The organism is Aeromicrobium sp. A1-2 (assembly GCF_003443875.1).
Taxonomy (GTDB): Bacteria; Actinomycetota; Actinomycetes; order Propionibacteriales; family Nocardioidaceae; genus Aeromicrobium.
The window spans coordinates 1322505-1338770 of record NZ_CP027482.1 but is presented as its reverse complement, the minus strand read 5'-3'; the positions used below and the strand labels follow the sequence as shown (position 1 = coordinate 1338770).

Here is a 16266-nt window from a genome sequence, read left to right as displayed (position 1 = left end):
GCTCCAGCGGACAGGGTCGAGGAGCGGATCGGTGACGTCTGCCTACAGTGGTTCCGTGGACCCGACGCCGACACGGATGGATCTCGGACGACTTCTCGAGCGTCCGGTGGGCGACGACCCCCCGGAGGACGCCCAGCAGCTGCGTCACGACTTCACCCGTTTCATGATGCGTTACAAGTTCGGCATGGAGGAGATCGTCACCAAGCTGTCGATCCTGCGTGATGAGTTCGCCCACCTGCACGACAGCAACCCGATCGAGCACGTGTCGTCCCGGCTGAAGAATCCCGAGTCGATCGTCGAGAAGATGTCCCGCAAGCAGTGCGAGCCGACGTTCGCCTCGATCGGTGAGCGGATCACAGATATCGCCGGCGTGCGCGTCACGTGCAGCTTCGTGTCGGACGTCTACACGATCTTTGACCTGCTGGCCGGCCAGTCCGACGTACGGGTCGTCGAGGTGCGCGACTACATCGCCGCTCCCAAGCCCAATGGCTATCGCAGCCTGCACGCCCTGATCGAGGTGCCGGTGTTCCTCAGCGACGGCGAGGTGCCCGTCCTCGTCGAGGTGCAGATGCGCACTATCGCGATGGACTTCTGGGCGAGCCTCGAGCACAAAATCCACTACAAGTATCGCGAGGACGTGCCCCAGTCGCTCCTCGACGGGCTCAAGCAAGCCGCCGAGACCGCGGGCGAGCTCGACGCCACGATGGAACGCCTGCACACCGAGGTCAAGACCGCCGGCGAGCTCCCCGATGCACTGAAGGACGAGCTGACCAACCACACCAGCGCGATACCCGACGCGGACTTCGTCGAACGCCTCCGCCACCTCAACCTCTGACCCACACGGGTCAGGTCAGCACCTGCCCCAGGTCGTACTTGGCGACCTCCTCGAGCTGCTCGTACGTGCACGACTCGGGCTCGCGGTCATCGCGCCAGCGCTTGAACTGGGCGGTGTGCCGGAATCTGTCGCCCTCCATGTGCTCGTAGCCGACCTCGGCGACCCTGGTCGGCGCCAGCGTGACGAACGACAGGTCCTTGGTGCCGGTCCAGCGGCTCTGGCCACCCGGCAGCCGGGAGCCGGCCTGCGCCTGGGCCTCCTGCCACCGGCCCCACGGGTGGTCGGAAGCCTCGACGACAAGCGGGGCAAGCTCGGCGATGAGCTCGGCCCGGCGCGCCTCGGTGAAGGATGCCGCGACGCCGACATGCTGCAGCTGGCCGTCGTCGGCGTAGAGCCCCAGGAGCAGGGAGCCGAGCAGCGGCCGCTCGTCGGTCGAGGTCTTGTGCAGCCGGTAGCCGGCCACGACGACGTCCGCGGTGCGCGAGTGCTTGATCTTGAGCATCGTCCGGCCGTTGGGCACGTAGGCCCGGGCGAGCGGCTTGGCGACGACGCCGTCGAGCCCGGCGCCCTCGAAGATCCCGAACCACTCCTCCGCGAGGCTCGCATCGGTCGTCGTGCGGGTGACGTGTATCGGGTCGGCGGCCGACGCCAGGGCCCGCTCCAACGCCGCACGTCGCTGGGAGAACGGTGCATCGACGTAGGACTCGTCGCCCAGGGCCAGCAGGTCGAACGCGACGAACGAGGCCGGCGTCTCGACCGACAGCATCGTGACACGGGACGCTGCCGGGTGAATGCGCTGGGAGAGCGCGTCGAAGTCGAGCCGCCCGTCGATCGCCAGGAAGATCTCGCCGTCCAGCACGCACCGCGGCGGCGTCTCGGCGCGGATGGCCTCGACGATCTCGGGGAAGTAGCGCGTCAGCGACTTGGCCGACCGGCTCGCGAGCTCGATCTCGTCGCCGTCTCGGAACACGATGCAGCGGAAGCCGTCCCATTTCGGTTCGTAGGAGAGCCCCCCTTCGACGGAGTCGGCGGCGGGCACGCCCTTGACCGACTTCGCCAGCATGGGTCGCAGCGGGGGCATGACGGGCAGATCCATGGTGAACACCTTAAACGTCGCCACCTACACTGATCTGGTGAATCAGCCCGCCGTCGAGGTCGTCGATCTCGTCATGCGATATGGCTCAGTCACCGCCGTGGACGGGCTCAGCCTGACGGTCGAGCCCGGCACTGTCACCGCGATCCTCGGCCCCAACGGCGCCGGCAAGACCACCACGATCGAGACCTGTGAGGGCTTCCGCTCCCCCCAGGGCGGATCGGTCCGTGTGCTGGGTCTCGACCCCGTCGCCGACGGCACACTCCTCAAGCCGCGGGTCGGCGTCATGCTGCAGTCCGGTGGCGCGTGGTCCGGCGCCCGGGCGTACGAGATGCTGCGGCACATCGCCTCGCTGCACGCGCACCCGCTGGACATCGACGCGCTGGTCGAACGCCTGGGCATGCAGAACTACGGCTCCACGCCCTATCGACGGCTGTCCGGCGGTCAGCAGCAGCGTCTGAGCCTCGCCATGGCAGTCGTCGGACGTCCTGAGCTGCTGTTCCTCGACGAGCCGACTGCCGGGCTCGACCCGCAGGCCCGCCGCGGCACGTGGGACCTGATCTCCGAGCTGCGCGACAGCGGCGTCACGACGGTCCTCACGACTCACTTCATGGACGAGGCCGAGACGCTCTCGGACCAGGTCCACATCGTCGACGCGGGGCGCGTCATAGCATCCGGTACGCCGCAGGCGCTCGCCGCGACCGGCGCCAAGAACACCGTCCGCTTCGCGGCTCGCGCGGGGCTAGACCTGGAGAGCCTGATGCTGGCCCTCCCGCAAGACGCCAAGGTCGACGAGGTCAGCCCCGGCGCCTACGTCATCGCGGGCCACGTCGATCCCGCCCTGCTCGCGACCCTGTCGACCTGGTGCGCCGCCCAGGGCGTCCTGACCGAGTCGGTCCTGGTCGAGCGGCAGACCCTCGAGGACCGCTTCCTCGAGCTGACCGGAAGGGCCCTGCGATGACCGCGCCCCTCGACCTGTCCCCCAGGCCCGGCGCAGCGCCCCCGACGGCCATGCTTCGCTCGCAGATCTCGATGGAGCTGCGACTGCTGACCCGCAATGGTGAGCAGCTCCTGCTGACCCTCGTGATCCCCCTGCTCCTGCTGGTCCTCGGCACCCACTCCAACAAAGTCGTGGACCTGGGCCCCGGCCGGTCGATCGACATCATCACGCCGGGCATCCTGGCGCTCGCGGTCCTGTCGACGTCGTTCACCTCGCTCGCGATCGCGACCGGCTTCGAACGTCGCTACGGCGTCATCAAGCGTCTCGGCGCCTCACCCTTGCCACGGTGGGGCCTGATGCTCGGCAAGATTGGCGCGATCGCGATCGTCGAGATCGCGCAGCTGACGCTCCTGTCGGTCGTGGGCCTCTGGCTGGGCTGGGACCCGCAGGGCGGCGTCACCGCTTTCGGCCAGATGGCCCTGCTCGCAGTGCTCGGCACAGCCGCCTTCGGGTCACTCGGGCTGCTGATCGCCGGCACGCTCCGGGCCGAGGCGACCCTGGCGGTCGCCAACCTCGTCTACGTCCTGCTGCTCGTCGGCGGAGGCCTGCTCGTACCGCTGAGCCGCTATCCCGCGGCTGCCAGCAACGTTCTCGAGCTGCTGCCCTCGGGTGCCCTGGGCCAGGGGTTGCGGGACACCTTTGCCGGTGACGGTCCCGGCGTACTGCCGATCGTCGTGCTGATCATATGGGCCGCGGTCTGCGGCCTCGGAGTCTCTAGGACGTTCAAGTGGGAATGATGACCAGCCTGCGGACCCCCAGCCGCACCGCCGTCGAGCGGTGGGCCTGGGCGGCTGTCGTGGCCAACACCGTGATCGTGCTGACCGGCGGACTCGTCCGCCTGACCGGCTCGGGCCTCGGCTGCCCGACCTGGCCGCGCTGCACCGACGACTCGTTCGTGCCGCACCGCGCCCTGGGCGTGCACGGAGTCATCGAGTTCGGCAACCGGATGCTGACGTACGTCCTGATCGCCGTCGTCATCGCAACGCTCGTCGCGGTCTGGCGCTGGTCCGGCACGACGCGCGAGCTGCGCCGCCTTGCGCTCCTGATCGCCCTCGGCGTGCCTTTCCAGGGCGTCATCGGAGGTATCACGGTGCTGACCGACCTCAACCCGTGGATCGTGTCGCTGCACCTGATCCTGTCGATGCTGCTGGTCTCGGCGTCGGTGCTGCTGGTCCTGCGTGTACGCGGATTCGCGCACGCCAGCTGGCCCGCCCTGACCAGGCAGCTCGTGATCGCGACGTACGTCGTCCTGTGGGCCGTGGTCTACCTCGGCACTGTCGTGACCGGGAGCGGCCCGCACGCCGGCGATGTCTCGGCACCCCGCAACGGGCTCGATCCGCACGTCATGAGCCATGTACACGCCGTCTCGGTCTACGTATTGGTGGCCCTGACCATCGCGTGCTGCCTGCGGCTGCGCGGCACGCCTGCCGCGGCGGCGGCCGTCGTGCTGCTGGTCGCCGAGCTGGCCCAGGGCACGATCGGCTTCGTCCAGTACTTCACCGACCTGCCGATCGCGCTCGTTGCGGTCCACCTCGTCGGCGCCTCGGTGCTGGTAGCGGCGGGCACCTGGCTGCTGGTCGTCATCGTGTCGGACCCCTCGCGCCGGGATACTCCGTCGACATCGCACAGTTCAGACGCATCCCGCAGCCGCTGACACGGATCAGGTCGTTGCCTCGGACCCGCTCCGCCCCTAGGTTGTCCGGATGCCTGTCGACACCGTGACCCCGTCCGCCCGAGTGCCCGCAGTGCTCGTACCCGTCGTGGGCGTCCACGTCGGACTGCTCGTCGCGGGTGTGGCAGCGCTGTCGCTCGACCCGCCGGCCAAGGGCTGGGCGGTGCTGGCGACCGTCCTTGCGTACGCCGTCGCCCTCCCCTGGGCCTGCCACCGGGCCGGTCGGCCCGACCTGGTCGCGCTGGCGGGCTTCCTCGCCGCGGTCTCGGTCTTCCAGGTGCTGCCGGACTGGGTGCTCGCCGACCTGGTCGGGACCCTGCGCTTCCCTGACACCGGCGGGCTGCGGGTCGATGACGTCATCCCGCTGGCGATGGCAGGCATGTGGATCGCTCCGCTGTTCGCAGCAGTGGCCCTGAGCGGCAACCGGCCCGCTCGCGCCGCTGGTCTGGCGGCGGTCATCTTCCTCGGCAGCGAGATCCTCGCCCCGTACGTCGGACTCTGGGAGCCGGCCGGTGACACCCACCGGCTGCTGGGCGTCGCGATCTACGTCCTGCCGGCCGAGGCCGCGCTCGGCTGGGCCGCCGCGACGGCCTTCATCGCGACGCGCACGAGTGGTGTGCCGACCCGCATCGCCGCGGCACTGGCCGTCTCGACGTTCTACCTCGGGGCCCTCGTGCTGGCCCACTTCCTGATCGACGTCGCCGGCTGGCGAATCGTCTAGGAGCCGGTGGGCGTCGTGGCCTGCAGCACGGCCTCGGACAGCGCCTCGGTCCGCAGGTGAGTGATCTTCTGGTACTCCGGATCGGCGACCATCTGGCTGAACGCAGCCCGATTCGGATAGCTCACCAGCAGCACGGCGTCCCAGTCGTGGGAGTCCGGAGCAACGAGGGTCGTCGAGGTGTCGCCCAGATAGATGACATGACCCCCGACCTTCTCCAGGAACGGGACGAACTTCTCGCCGTACTCCTTGTACGACAGCTGCCCGCCCTCGACGAACTTCACCAGGTTGAGCATCACGACGGGCCCGCCGGGATCCTCCTGGAGGTATCGCTTGAGGTCGGCCCCGGTGGGATTGATGCTCATGTCTGGTCCTTTCGGTCGGTGAGCCAGCGGTCGGCGTCCATGGCGTAGACCCATCGACGCCCGGGCCACTCGGTGAGCGACCACAGCTGTCGGCGCTGGGGCAGGTAGGTGATGTCCTCTGGGCCGGTCGGCAACACGTGGCGGTGCCGAGTGTATTGGCCCGGTTGACCAGCCCAGAGGTCCCCCGGTACGTCCTCGCCGTTGCTGGACGTCACGAACCACGTGCCGTCTGCGATGACGGCACCCTGCATGCGGGCGATCTGCCGGTCGTGCAGGTCGGTGGGGACCGACCAGCCCCGGTCGTCGGTGCGGAGCAGCTGGGTGTCCCGGTCGATGGGGTATCGGATCAGCCGGTGGCTGCCGTCCTTGCGCCCGTACTCCCCGGCGACGAGGTGGTCCTCCCCCGCCCGGTCGAGCGACATAAACGAGTACGTCATACGACCCGAGCCCTCGTCCTGCTCGGCGTGGTAGACCGTGTGCTGCGGCAGGACGTAGCGATAGCCCTTGGTGCGGAGCCGGTTGCGGACCCGGACGATGTCGTCGAGGCGGAACACCCGGATGCCCTGCGAGCTGCCCGCCACGAACAGGTGCTCGCCGTACCAGACGATCCCACCGGCATGGACGCGCACGGGGCGTAGTCGGTGGATCCAGCCGACGCGCTGCGGGTCGGCCAGCAGGACGTGTCGATATTTCGGTGCCTCGTCGGTCCAGTCGATCACCGAGATCCGGGCGCCCAGGGTGAGCCAGCCCCACCAGCCGTGGCCGTACCAGCTGACCATCACGACGTTGCGGCCCTCGAACATGCCCCCACTGGGCTCGGCGCCGTACGCGTCGGCGGACGTCGTGATGCCCTGCGGGAACCATCGCTTCGTGCTCTGGTCGTCGGCGCGCCAGGCCATGCCGGTGACCGGCGCTTCGCCGGGAACGTCGGCCAGCGAGCCGGTCCGGTTGAGATCGGCCAGCACCCCACCCAGACCGACGCGTTTGAATCGGCGGAAGAATCGATCGGCGAGCCGTTGACGGGGCACTGCCGCGACGAGTCGGTAGGCCGCGGCGGTCACCTGGCCAGCGTACGCACTCAGGCGGGGCGGAGCATCCGCTGGCAGCCCTCCTCGTCGACGCAGCCATCCTGCAGCACGAAGCCGTGCCGCTGATACGCCTCGATCGCCGGCACGTTGCCGGCCATGACCCGCAGGCTCAGCGCCCGTCCGTCGCTCCAGGCGACGACCGTCTCGATCAGCGCCGCACCGAGGTGACGGCGCCTGGCCTCCGGCGCGATCCACATCGAGATCAGCTCGGCCGCCGTGCCGATGAGCCGGCCCGCCACCATGCCGACCGGAGCCCCGTCGACGTACGCGATGAAGCATGAACCGTGCTCGAGCAGGTCACGCCACCGCTGCTCGGTGTCGAGGTCCCCGGTCCACATCGTGGTGGAGCTCGAGAAGGCGTCGGGGTCCTCGCTCAGCGATCGCTGCCGCAGGAGCCTCCAGTCAGCCCAGTCGTCGGAGCCGACCCGGCGCACCGACGGGGCCCGGATCACCGGAGGAAGGGATCGACCGCCGCAGCGACGAACAGCAGGGCGAGATAGGCGTTCGAGAAGTGGAACAGCCGCATGGGCTTGATGACCGCGAGGTCCTCGGTGTCCAGCGCCCGCGACTTCAGGTCGTACGCCTCGATGAGGAACACGATGCCCAATGTGATCGCGACGGCCGGGTAGAACCAGCCGGTCGGCGTGATGGGCCACAGCAGCAGCGAGGTGCCGAACATGACCCAGGAGTAGATGACGATCTGCTTGGCGACCTCGGCCGAGGTCGCGACCGACGGGAGCATCGGGACGCTCGCCGCGGAGTAGTCCTCGCGGTAGCGCATCGCGAGGGCCCAGAAGTGCGGCGGTGTCCAGAAGAACACGACCATGAACATCACGACCGGCGCCCAGGCCAGCTCGTTGGTCACGGCGGTCCAGCCGATCAGAGCCGGGAAGCAGCCGGCCGCTCCACCCCACACGATGTTCTGCGACGTGCGGCGCTTGAGGATCATGGTGTAGCCGACGACGTAGAAGACGTTGGCCGCCAGCGCCAGCATCGACGACAGCGGGTTGACCAGCGCCCACAGCCACACCGTCGAGACGACGCCGAGCACGAGTCCGAAGATCAGGGCTCCGCGGCTGCCGACCTGGTGTCGCGGCAGTGGGCGCCGCGCGGTGCGCCGCATGAGCTGGTCGATGTCGGCGTCGACGACACAGTTCAGCGCGTTCGCGCTGCCAGCAGACAGCGTGCCGCCGACCACCGTGGCGACGACGAGCCAGCCCGAGGGCACGCCCTGCTCCGCCAGGAACATGATCGGGACGGTGGTGAGCAGCAGCAGCTCGATGATGCGCGGCTTGGTCAGCGCGACATACGACTTCACGACATCGGTCAAGCTGGGCGAAGTGGGTACGTCAGCAGTGCTGGAGGTCTTCACATCCACGGCGGTCACATGCATCAGTCTAAGGGACGCGGGTAGGCTCGACGTGGCGGCCTGCGAAGGCGCCGGAACCCGACCCACGAACGATGATCAGGAGTCACGACTGTGACGTCAGAATCCCCCGCCCTGGTGTGGACAGACCTTGACAAGAAGGCCGTGGACACGGTCCGCCTGTTGGCCGCCGACGCCGTCCAGAAGGTCGGCAACGGACACCCCGGCACCGCGATGAGCCTGGCTCCCGTGGCCTATCTGCACTACCAGCACCTGCTGCGCCACGATCCGGCTGATCCGCACTGGTCCGGCCGCGACCGCTTCGTGCTCTCGTGCGGCCACTCGAGCCTGACTCAGTACATCCAGCTGTACCTCGCGGGCTACCCCATGACGCTCGACGACCTGAAGAGTCTCCGCACCTGGGGCAGCCAGACGCCTGGGCACCCTGAGTACAACCACACACCCGGTGTCGAGGTCACCACCGGCCCGCTGGGCCAGGGCGTCGCCAATGCCGTCGGCATGGCGATGGCAGCTCGGCGTGAGCGCGGCCTGCTCGACCCCGCCACCGCAGCCGGCGAGAGCCCGTTCGACCACCGCGTCTTCGTCATCTGCTCCGACGGCGATCTGCAGGAGGGCGTATCGGGCGAGGCCTCGTCCCTCGCGGGCCACCAGGAGCTCGGCAACCTGACGGTCCTGTGGGACGACAACCGGATCTCGATCGAGGACGACACCGACGTCGCATTCTCCGAAGACGTCGCGGCCCGCTACGAGGCATACGGCTGGCACGTCCAGACCGTCGACTGGACCGATGGCGGCACGGGCTACGCCGAGGACGTCCCGGCCCTGTGGGCGGCATACCAGGCCGCTGCCGCGGTCACCGACAAGCCGAGCTTCATCAAGCTTCGCACCATCATCGCGTGGCCGGCACCGACGGCCCAGGGCACCGGCGGCTCGCACGGCTCGGCGCTCGGCGAGGACGAGATCCGCGCCACCAAGGAGCTGCTCGGCTTCGACCCCGACAAGACGTTCATCGTCGACGACGACGTCATCGAGCACACCCACCGGGCGCGTGAGCGTGGCGCCGAGGCGCATGCTGCGTGGCAGAAGGCCTTCGACGCGTGGGCCACCGCCTCGCCGGACGGCGCTGCGCTGTTCGCGCGGCTGACCAAGCGTGAGCTCCCGGCTGGCTGGGACGCCGACCTGCCGACGTACGAGGCCGATGCCAAGGGTGTTGCCACACGCGTCGCGTCGGGTGCGTTCCTGTCGGCCGCGGCCCCGCACCTGCCCGAGCTGTGGGGCGGCTCGGCCGACCTCGCGGGGTCGAACAACACAACCCCCAAGGGTGAGCCTTCGTTCCTCCCGCCGGGGCACTCGACCGAGAAGTTCACCGGCACTTGGTACGGCCGGGTGCTGCACTTCGGCATCCGCGAGCACGCGATGGGCGCCATCATGAACGGCATGGTCCAGCACGGACTCACCCGCCCGTACGGCGGAACGTTTCTGGTGTTCAGCGACTACATGCGCCCCGCCGTGCGGCTCGCCGCTCTTCAGGAGCTGCCGGTCACGTACGTGTGGACGCACGACTCCATCGGCCTGGGCGAGGACGGACCCACGCACCAGCCGGTCGAGCACCTCGCGGCCCTGCGGGCGATCCCCGGACTCGACGTAATCCGTCCCGCCGACGCCAACGAGACGATCGTGGCGTGGAAGACGGTCCTCGGTCTGACCGACCGGCCCTCCGCCCTCGCGCTGAGCCGGCAGAACCTGCCGACGTTCCCTCGTGACACCGACGGCTACGCCTCGGCGGACCTCACGGCCAAGGGTGCCTACATCCTGCTGGACACCGACGGTGATCCCGACGTGATCCTGGTCAGCACCGGATCCGAGGTCCAGCTCGCGGTCACCGCGCGTGAACAGCTCGCGGCCGAAGGCATCTCCGCCCGGGTCGTGTCGATGCCGTGTCGCGAGTGGTTCGAGCAGCAGGACGTCGCCTACCGCGACAGCGTCATCCCGCCCGCACTCCGGGCCCGCGTCGCGGTCGAAGCGGCCATCGCCCTCGGTTGGCGCGATGTCGTGGGCGACGCCGGTCGCATCGTGAGCCTGGAGCACTACGGCGCCTCGGCGGACTACATGACGCTGTACGACAAGTTCGGGATCACCGCTGAGGCCGTCGTCGCGGCCGCGAAGGACTCGATCGCTGCCGCTGCGGGCGAGCCTCTCGCACCGTTCCACGCCCGGCCTGCCGGGCCCGTCGGCCCCGGCGACAACGCCGACGCGCCGAAGACCCACTGACCGCATCACGACCCAACCTCCTGAGGAGACACCCATGAATGACCGACTGCAGGCCCTCGCCGACGCAGGCGTATCGATCTGGCTCGACGACCTGTCGCGCGAGCGCATCGAGACCGGCAACCTCGCCGCGCTGGTCGCGGACTCGGGCGTCGTCGGGGTCACCACGAACCCCACGATCTTCGCCTCGGCGATCGCCCAGGGCGAGCGCTACTCCGACCAGGTCAAGACCCTCAAGGCATCCGGCGCCGATCTGGCGACCACGGTCTTCGAGCTCACGACGACCGACGTGCAGCTGGGCTGTGACATCCTCCGACCGGTCTACGACGCCACCGGCGGAGTCGATGGACGCGTGTCGATCGAGGTCGATCCCGATCTTGCGAAGGACACCGACGCGACTCTGGCGCTGGCCAAGCGGCTGTGGGAACGGGTCGACCGGCCCAACCTGCTGATCAAGATCCCCGCGACCGTCGAGGGCTTGCCGGCCATCGCCGCCACGATTGCCGACGGCATCAGCGTCAACGTCACGCTGATCTTCTCGCTGGATCGCTACCGCGGCGTCATGGACGCGTACCTCTACGGCCTCGAGCAGGCCGCAGCGAACGGCCACGACCTGTCGTCGATCTACTCCGTCGCCTCGTTCTTCGTGAGCCGGGTCGACTCCGAGATCGACGGCCGCCTCGACGCCGACAGTCCGCTGCGCGGCAAGGCGGCCATCGCCAACGCGCGCCTGGCCTACGAGGCGTACGAAGAGATTTTCGGGTCCGAGCGCTTCAAGGCCCTCGCGGCCAAGGGTGCCAACACGCAGCGCCCGCTGTGGGCCTCGACCGGAATCAAGGACCCGGCCTACCCCGACACGATGTACGTCAGCGAGCTCGTTGTCTCCGACACCGTCAACACCATGCCGGAGAAGACCCTCGAGGCGTTCGCCGATCACGGTGAGGTCACCGGCGACGCGGTCAGCGGCACGTATGACGCGGCGCGCCAGATCATTGCGGACCTCGAAGCGCAGGGCATCTCCTACGACGAGGTCGTCGCGCAGCTCGAGGTCGAGGGCCTGGAGAAGTTCGAGAAGTCGTGGGACGAGCTGCTCCAGACCGTCAACGCCGAGCTCGACAAGGCCTGACCCGTGATCGCGCTGGCGCTCAACATCCCGGACCAGAACGAGTTCGACTCGCTGCTCCAGGACGCGATCCAGGACCGCGTCGCCTCGCGGATCGCCGCGCAGGACCCCACGCTGTGGGGTCCTGCGGCGGAGCCCGAGGCGAGCGTACGACTCAGCTGGACACAGCTCGCCACCGCTTCACGGCCCCTCGTGGCCGAGATCGCCGAGCTGCGGGAGCAGCTCGCGGCGCAGGGCCTCGATCACGTCGTCCTGTGCGGCATGGGCGGTTCGTCGCTTGCTCCTGAGGTCATCTGCGACCACGCCGGCGTCCCACTGACCGTCCTGGACTCCTCGCAGCCCGACATGGTCCGCTCGGCGATCACCGACCAGCTCGACCGCACGGTCGTCGTGGTCTCCAGCAAGTCCGGAGGCACAGTCGAGACCGACAGCCAGCGTCGGGCGTACGAGCAGGCGTTCAGGGACGCCGGGATCGATCCCGCCGGCCGCATCGTCGTGGTCACGGACCCGGGCTCACCGCTGGACGAGGAAGCGGCTGGAGCCGGTTACCGGGTCTTCCGAGCCGATGCCCACGTCGGCGGCCGCTACTCGGCGCTGACGGCCTTCGGCCTGGTGCCCAGTGGCCTCGCGGGTGCTGACATCGGCGCTCTGCTGGACTCTGCGGAAGCCGCCTCGGCGGCGCTCTTCGCCGACGATCCCGACAACCCGGCCCTGCGGCTCGGCGTCCTGATGGGCGCAGCCAATCGGCACCAGGTCGACAAGCTCGTGATCGTCGACCAGACCCGGCACGGCGTCGGCGACTGGATCGAGCAGCTCGTCGCGGAGTCGACCGGCAAGCACGGCCGGGGTGTCCTGCCGGTCGTCGTGCCATTCGAGAACGCGGTCAACTTCAACCCCAGCACGGCCGACTCGATCCTGGTCTCGGTCGGCGGCGACAGCGCGCCCGAGGCCCAGTCAGGCTACGCCGCGGCAATCGAGTCCGATCTCGGCGCCCAGATGCTGCTGTGGGAGGTCGCCGTCGTGGTCGCCGGTCGCATCATCGGGATCAACCCGTTCGACCAGCCCGATGTCGAGAGCGCGAAGGCTGCGGCCCGCGAGCTGCTTTCCGGTGGCGGTGAGCCGCCGGCAGCGGACGCGACCGATGACGGCATCGACATCTTCGGCGAAGGAACCACGGTCGACGGTGCCGTGCGATCCCTCCTCGATCAGATCGACCTCCAGCACGGCTACCTCGCGGTGCAGGTCTACCTGGACCGGGTTGCACACGCAGACTTCGCCGCCGTCCGTGAAACGCTCGCCGAGCGCGTCGGACGCCCTGTGACGTTCGGATGGGCGCCCCGATTCCTTCACTCGACCGGGCAGTACCACAAGGGCGGCACGCCCAATGGTGTCTTCCTGCAGATCACCGGCGACCCCGCCGAGGACCTTGTCGTTCCGGGTCGCGACTTCACCTTCGGATCGTTCATCGACTCCCAGGCCGCCGGCGACGCCGCCGTGCTGAGGGAGCACGGCCGTCCCGTGCTGCGTCTGCACCTGTGTGACGTCCCGCGTGGTCTGGAGACCCTGCGCGCGGTTCTGGGGACCGGCCGATGAGCCTGACCGACAACCCGCTGAGAGATCCGAAGGACCGCCGACTCCCCCGCATCGCCGGGCCGTGCAGCCTGATCCTGTTCGGTGTGACCGGCGACCTGGCCAAGAAGAAGCTCGTCCCTGCGATCTACGACCTGGCCAATCGTGGCCTGCTGCCGCCCGGCTTCGCGCTGGTCGGCTTCGCGCGGCACGACTTCGGCACGACCGAGTTCGCCAGCATGATCAAGCAGGCGGCCAAGGACGGCGCACGTACGTCGTGGAGTGAGACGGTCTGGAAGCAGCTGGCCGCAGGCATCCGGTTCGTACCGGGCGAGTTCGACGACGACGCAGCCTGGGAGCGGCTCGGACAGACCATGGCCGAGCTCGACGAGCAGCAGGGCACAGGTGGCAACCACGCGTTCTACCTGTCGATTCCACCGGGGCTGTTCCCCGTCGTGGTCTCGCAGATCAAGAAGCACGGCCTGGCCGAGTCGTCCGAGGGCTGGCGCCGCGTCGTCATCGAGAAGCCCTTCGGCCACGACCTGAAGTCCGCCGAGGAGCTCAACCGGATCGTGGCCGAGGTGTTCCCGCGGCAGTCGGTGTTCCGCATCGACCACTACCTCGGCAAGGAGACCGTCCAGAACATCTTGGCGTTCCGCTTCGCCAACGGGATGTTCGAGCCGATCTGGAACAACCACTACGTCGACCACGTGCAGATCACGATGGCCGAGGACATCGGCATCGGATCGCGGGCCGGCTACTACGACGGCATCGGTGCGGCCCGCGACGTCGTCCAGAACCACTTGCTGCAGCTCATGGCGCTGATCGCCATGGAGGAGCCGGTGTCATTCAACGCCTCCTCGCTGCGCATCGAGAAGCAGAAGATCCTGGCCAATGCCCGTCCCCCGGCCCGCATGGACCTCCACACGGCCCGCGCCCAGTACGTCGGCGGCTGGGCCGGCGGCGAGCACGTGCTGGGCTACAAGGAGGAAGACGGCATCCCGCAGTCCTCGATGACCGAGACGTACGCCGCGATGCGGATCGATGTGCTCACCCGGCGGTGGGCCGGCACCCCGTTCTACCTTCGGGCTGGCAAGCGCCTCGGCCGACGCGTCACCGAGGTCGCCGTCGTGTTCAAGCGCGCCCCCCACCAGCCGTTCAGCAAGAACGACATCGAGGAGCTCGGCCAGAACGCACTCGTCATGCGGATTCAGCCCGATGAGGGTGTGACGCTGCGATTCGGCGCCAAGGTGCCTGGCACGACGATGGAGATCCGCGACGTCAACATGGACTTCGCGTACGGCGGTGCGTTCGTCGAGAGCAGCCCCGAGGCGTACGAGCGGTTGATCCTGGACGTCCTGCTCGGCGATCCTCCGCTGTTCCCGCAGCACGAGGAGGTCGAGCTGGCGTGGAAGATCCTCGATCCCGTCATCGAGCACTGGGACCGGCAGAAGACCATCGACACCTACCCGTCCGGCACCTGGGGTCCGGAGACGGCCGACAAGATGCTCGCCCGTGACGGCAGAGCCTGGAGACGCCCGTAATGGAGATCGCACTCGAGAAGACCAACTCGTCGAGCATCGCCCGCGCGATGGTCAAGGCCCGGATGGCCGCAGGCAGCCCGGCGATGGACATGGTGCTGACGCTGCTGGTCGTGACCGACGACGACAACGTCGCGGAGGCGCTCAAGACCGCGACCATACTGTCGCGCGAGCATCCGTCACGGGTCATCGGTGTGATCCTCGGCGACGGCCGCGGGGCGGCGCGGCTCAACGCCAAGGTCCGGGTCGGGGTCAACTCCTCCGGCGAGTCGATCCTGCTGCGGATCTCCGGCGAGCTGACCAAGCACGCCGAGTCCGTCGTGCTCCCACTCCTGCTGCCCGACTCCCCCGTCGTCGTGTGGTGGCCGGGCAAGGCGCCCGCGAGTCCGTCCGAAGACGCGATCGGCCGGCTGGCCCGCAGGCGACTGACCGATGCCGAGGCTACGGACTCACCCATCCGGGCCCTCAAGGCCGTCGCTCGGCACTACGAGCCCGGCGACACAGACCTGTCGTGGACACGACTCACGCCGTGGCGCGCCCTGCTGGCCGCCGCGCTCGACCAGTCCGACGGCAAGGTCACCAGCGGCACCGTCGTGGCGGGCAAGGGCAACCCGGCCGCGACTCTGCTGGTGGCATGGCTCGAGAGCCGGCTCAAGGTCTCCATCACCACGAAGCACAGCGACACGCCGCAGATCCATTCCGTCGCGCTCCACACGCCCGAGGGCGACGTGCTGATCGAGCGGATCACGGCCCACTCCTGTCACTTCAGCGTGCCCGGCTCATCGCCCCGTGAGGTCCCGCTCGGCCCTCGAACGCTGGCCGAGCTGCTCGCCGAGGACTTGCGGCGGCTTGACGCAGACGACGTCTATGCCGCCACTATCGCGCACATGCTGGGCGAGTCGTGAACATCGAGGTCTACCCCGACGCTCCGTCCCTGGCTGCGACGATCGCGGAGCGACTGAGCGGACGCATCGCGCTGATCCAGGCCCAGGGGCGCCGCCCACGGATCGTGCTGACCGGCGGGACCATCGCGATCGACGCATACCGGCTGGTCGAGAGTGAGCTCGTCGACTGGACCCAGGTCGACTTCTACTGGGGCGACGAACGCTACGTCCCCGCGGGTCACGCCGATCGTAACGACCGGCAGGCCCGTGAGGCCTTCCTCGATCGCCTGGGAGTGCCCGCGGAGAGCGTGCACGCCATGCCGGCGCACGGGTGCGACGTGAGCACGGCCGAGGCCGCTGACCACTACGCCGCGGCGCTGCCGGCCGAGCCGTTCGACCTCGTGCTGCTGGGTGTCGGGCCCGATGGGCACATCGCCTCGTTGTTCCCGGGCTTCGCGCAGCTGCACGAGTCGCAGCGGCGCGCAGTCCAGGTATTCGACTCCCCCAAGCCGCCGCCGGTCCGCATCTCGCTGACCTTCCCCGCGATCAACCACAGCGAGGCGATCTGGTTGATCGTCGCCGGCGAGGGCAAGGCCGAGGCAGTGGCCCGGGCGCTGGGTGACGGAACGCTCGAGGACACCCCGGCGAGTGGCGCCCACGGGCTGACCGAGACGACCTGGCTGCTCGACGAGGCCGCCGCTTCGCACCTCACCCGCTGACGCG

At 69.0% G+C, this 16266-nt stretch carries 16 protein-coding genes; 11 read left to right on the top strand and 5 right to left on the bottom strand.

Going from position 1 to position 16266, the window contains the following annotated elements; all coding sequences use genetic code 11:
* Nucleotides 1–55 precede the first annotated feature (55 nt).
* Nucleotides 56–835 (top strand): GTP pyrophosphokinase family protein, encoded by a 780-nt coding sequence (locus C6I20_RS06485; protein ID WP_254052270.1) that lies wholly within the window; start codon nt 56–58, stop codon nt 833–835.
* A gap of 10 nt (nt 836–845) precedes the next feature.
* Here C6I20_RS06485 and C6I20_RS06480 read toward each other — a convergent pair whose 3' ends face one another.
* Nucleotides 846–1931: an ATP-dependent DNA ligase gene (locus C6I20_RS06480; RefSeq protein ID WP_118395214.1), complete on the bottom strand. Its 1086-nt coding sequence runs from the start codon at nt 1929–1931 to the stop codon at nt 846–848.
* Nucleotides 1932–1968: 37 nt separating this feature from the next.
* Here C6I20_RS06480 and C6I20_RS06475 point away from each other — a divergent pair, with 37 nt between their 5' ends.
* From C6I20_RS06475 to C6I20_RS06460, 4 genes are read left to right on the top strand one after another with little or no spacing between them, the layout of a single operon-like run.
* A complete protein-coding gene (locus C6I20_RS06475) occupies nt 1969–2889 on the top strand; it encodes an ABC transporter ATP-binding protein (protein WP_254052269.1) in 921 nt (306 codons plus the stop codon).
* Nucleotides 2886–3665 carry an ABC transporter permease gene (locus C6I20_RS06470; RefSeq protein ID WP_118395213.1) on the top strand — a complete coding sequence of 260 codons (780 nt, stop codon included), beginning with the start codon at nt 2886–2888 and terminating at the stop codon, nt 3663–3665. The genes C6I20_RS06475 and C6I20_RS06470 overlap by 4 nt, the downstream gene beginning before the upstream one ends.
* Nucleotides 3662–4582 (top strand): heme A synthase, encoded by a 921-nt coding sequence (locus C6I20_RS06465; protein ID WP_118395212.1) that lies wholly within the window; start codon nt 3662–3664, stop codon nt 4580–4582. The genes C6I20_RS06470 and C6I20_RS06465 overlap by 4 nt, the downstream gene beginning before the upstream one ends.
* Nucleotides 4583–4631: 49 nt before the next feature.
* Nucleotides 4632–5321, top strand: coding sequence for a hypothetical protein (locus C6I20_RS06460; protein ID WP_118395211.1), 690 nt, complete (start codon nt 4632–4634; stop codon nt 5319–5321).
* Here the strand turns inward: C6I20_RS06460 and C6I20_RS06455 are convergent.
* From C6I20_RS06455 to C6I20_RS06440, 4 genes are read right to left on the bottom strand one after another with little or no spacing between them, the layout of a single operon-like run.
* Nucleotides 5318–5683 carry a DUF1330 domain-containing protein gene (locus C6I20_RS06455; protein WP_118395210.1) on the bottom strand — a complete coding sequence of 122 codons (366 nt, stop codon included), beginning with the start codon at nt 5681–5683 and terminating at the stop codon, nt 5318–5320. The two genes, C6I20_RS06460 and C6I20_RS06455, sit on opposite strands and share 4 nt — an antisense overlap.
* Entirely contained in the window at nt 5680–6744 is a 1065-nt protein-coding gene (locus C6I20_RS06450; RefSeq protein WP_118395209.1) for a hypothetical protein, read from the bottom strand. Before C6I20_RS06450 ends, C6I20_RS06455 begins: the two co-directional genes overlap by 4 nt.
* Nucleotides 6745–6761: 17 nt before the next feature.
* The gene (locus C6I20_RS06445) at nt 6762–7223 is read right to left on the bottom strand and encodes a GNAT family N-acetyltransferase (protein ID WP_216823001.1); all 462 of its coding nucleotides are present in this window, start codon (nt 7221–7223) and stop codon (nt 6762–6764) included.
* Nucleotides 7220–8164 carry a heme o synthase gene (locus C6I20_RS06440; RefSeq protein WP_118395208.1) on the bottom strand — a complete coding sequence of 315 codons (945 nt, stop codon included), beginning with the start codon at nt 8162–8164 and terminating at the stop codon, nt 7220–7222. Before C6I20_RS06440 ends, C6I20_RS06445 begins: the two co-directional genes overlap by 4 nt.
* 108 nt (nt 8165–8272) lie before the next feature.
* Between C6I20_RS06440 and tkt the strand changes: the two genes are divergently transcribed.
* Genes tkt through pgl form a run of 6 tightly spaced genes read left to right on the top strand, consistent with a single transcriptional unit; the run spans nt 8273 to nt 16262 of the window.
* Nucleotides 8273–10429 carry a transketolase gene (gene tkt / locus C6I20_RS06435; protein WP_254052315.1) on the top strand — a complete coding sequence of 719 codons (2157 nt, stop codon included), beginning with the start codon at nt 8273–8275 and terminating at the stop codon, nt 10427–10429.
* Between the two features lie 34 nt (nt 10430–10463).
* Nucleotides 10464–11552 (top strand): transaldolase, encoded by a 1089-nt coding sequence (gene tal, locus C6I20_RS06430; RefSeq protein ID WP_118395206.1) that lies wholly within the window; start codon nt 10464–10466, stop codon nt 11550–11552.
* Between the two features lie 3 nt (nt 11553–11555).
* Nucleotides 11556–13142 (top strand): glucose-6-phosphate isomerase, encoded by a 1587-nt coding sequence (locus C6I20_RS06425; RefSeq protein WP_118395205.1) that lies wholly within the window; start codon nt 11556–11558, stop codon nt 13140–13142.
* On the top strand, nt 13139–14662 hold the full coding sequence (gene zwf, locus C6I20_RS06420) for a glucose-6-phosphate dehydrogenase (protein WP_118395204.1): 1524 nt from the start codon (nt 13139–13141) through the stop codon (nt 14660–14662). Before C6I20_RS06425 ends, zwf begins: the two co-directional genes overlap by 4 nt.
* Entirely contained in the window at nt 14662–15564 is a 903-nt protein-coding gene (locus C6I20_RS06415) for a glucose-6-phosphate dehydrogenase assembly protein OpcA (RefSeq protein WP_118395203.1), read from the top strand. The genes zwf and C6I20_RS06415 overlap by 1 nt, the downstream gene beginning before the upstream one ends.
* Nucleotides 15561–16262, top strand: coding sequence for a 6-phosphogluconolactonase (pgl, locus tag C6I20_RS06410; RefSeq protein WP_118395202.1), 702 nt, complete (start codon nt 15561–15563; stop codon nt 16260–16262). Before C6I20_RS06415 ends, pgl begins: the two co-directional genes overlap by 4 nt.
* The last annotated feature ends 4 nt before the right edge of the window (nt 16263–16266 follow it).

Bases quoted from the DNA above. Each gene is read 5' to 3' on its own strand.
- C6I20_RS06465 (WP_118395212.1), top strand. From the start codon at position 3,662: ATGATGACCAGCCTGCGGACCCCCAGCCGCACCGCCGTCGAGCGGTGG.
- C6I20_RS06470 (WP_118395213.1), top strand. From the start codon at position 2,886: ATGACCGCGCCCCTCGACCTGTCCCCCAGGCCCGGCGCAGCGCCCCCG.
- C6I20_RS06415 (WP_118395203.1), top strand. From the start codon at position 14,662: ATGGAGATCGCACTCGAGAAGACCAACTCGTCGAGCATCGCCCGCGCG.
- zwf (WP_118395204.1), top strand. From the start codon at position 13,139: ATGAGCCTGACCGACAACCCGCTGAGAGATCCGAAGGACCGCCGACTC.
- C6I20_RS06460 (WP_118395211.1), top strand. From the start codon at position 4,632: ATGCCTGTCGACACCGTGACCCCGTCCGCCCGAGTGCCCGCAGTGCTC.
- C6I20_RS06455 (WP_118395210.1), bottom strand. From the start codon at position 5,683: ATGAGCATCAATCCCACCGGGGCCGACCTCAAGCGATACCTCCAGGAG.
- tal (WP_118395206.1), top strand. From the start codon at position 10,464: ATGAATGACCGACTGCAGGCCCTCGCCGACGCAGGCGTATCGATCTGG.
- C6I20_RS06480 (WP_118395214.1), bottom strand. From the start codon at position 1,931: ATGGATCTGCCCGTCATGCCCCCGCTGCGACCCATGCTGGCGAAGTCG.
- C6I20_RS06440 (WP_118395208.1), bottom strand. From the start codon at position 8,164: ATGCATGTGACCGCCGTGGATGTGAAGACCTCCAGCACTGCTGACGTA.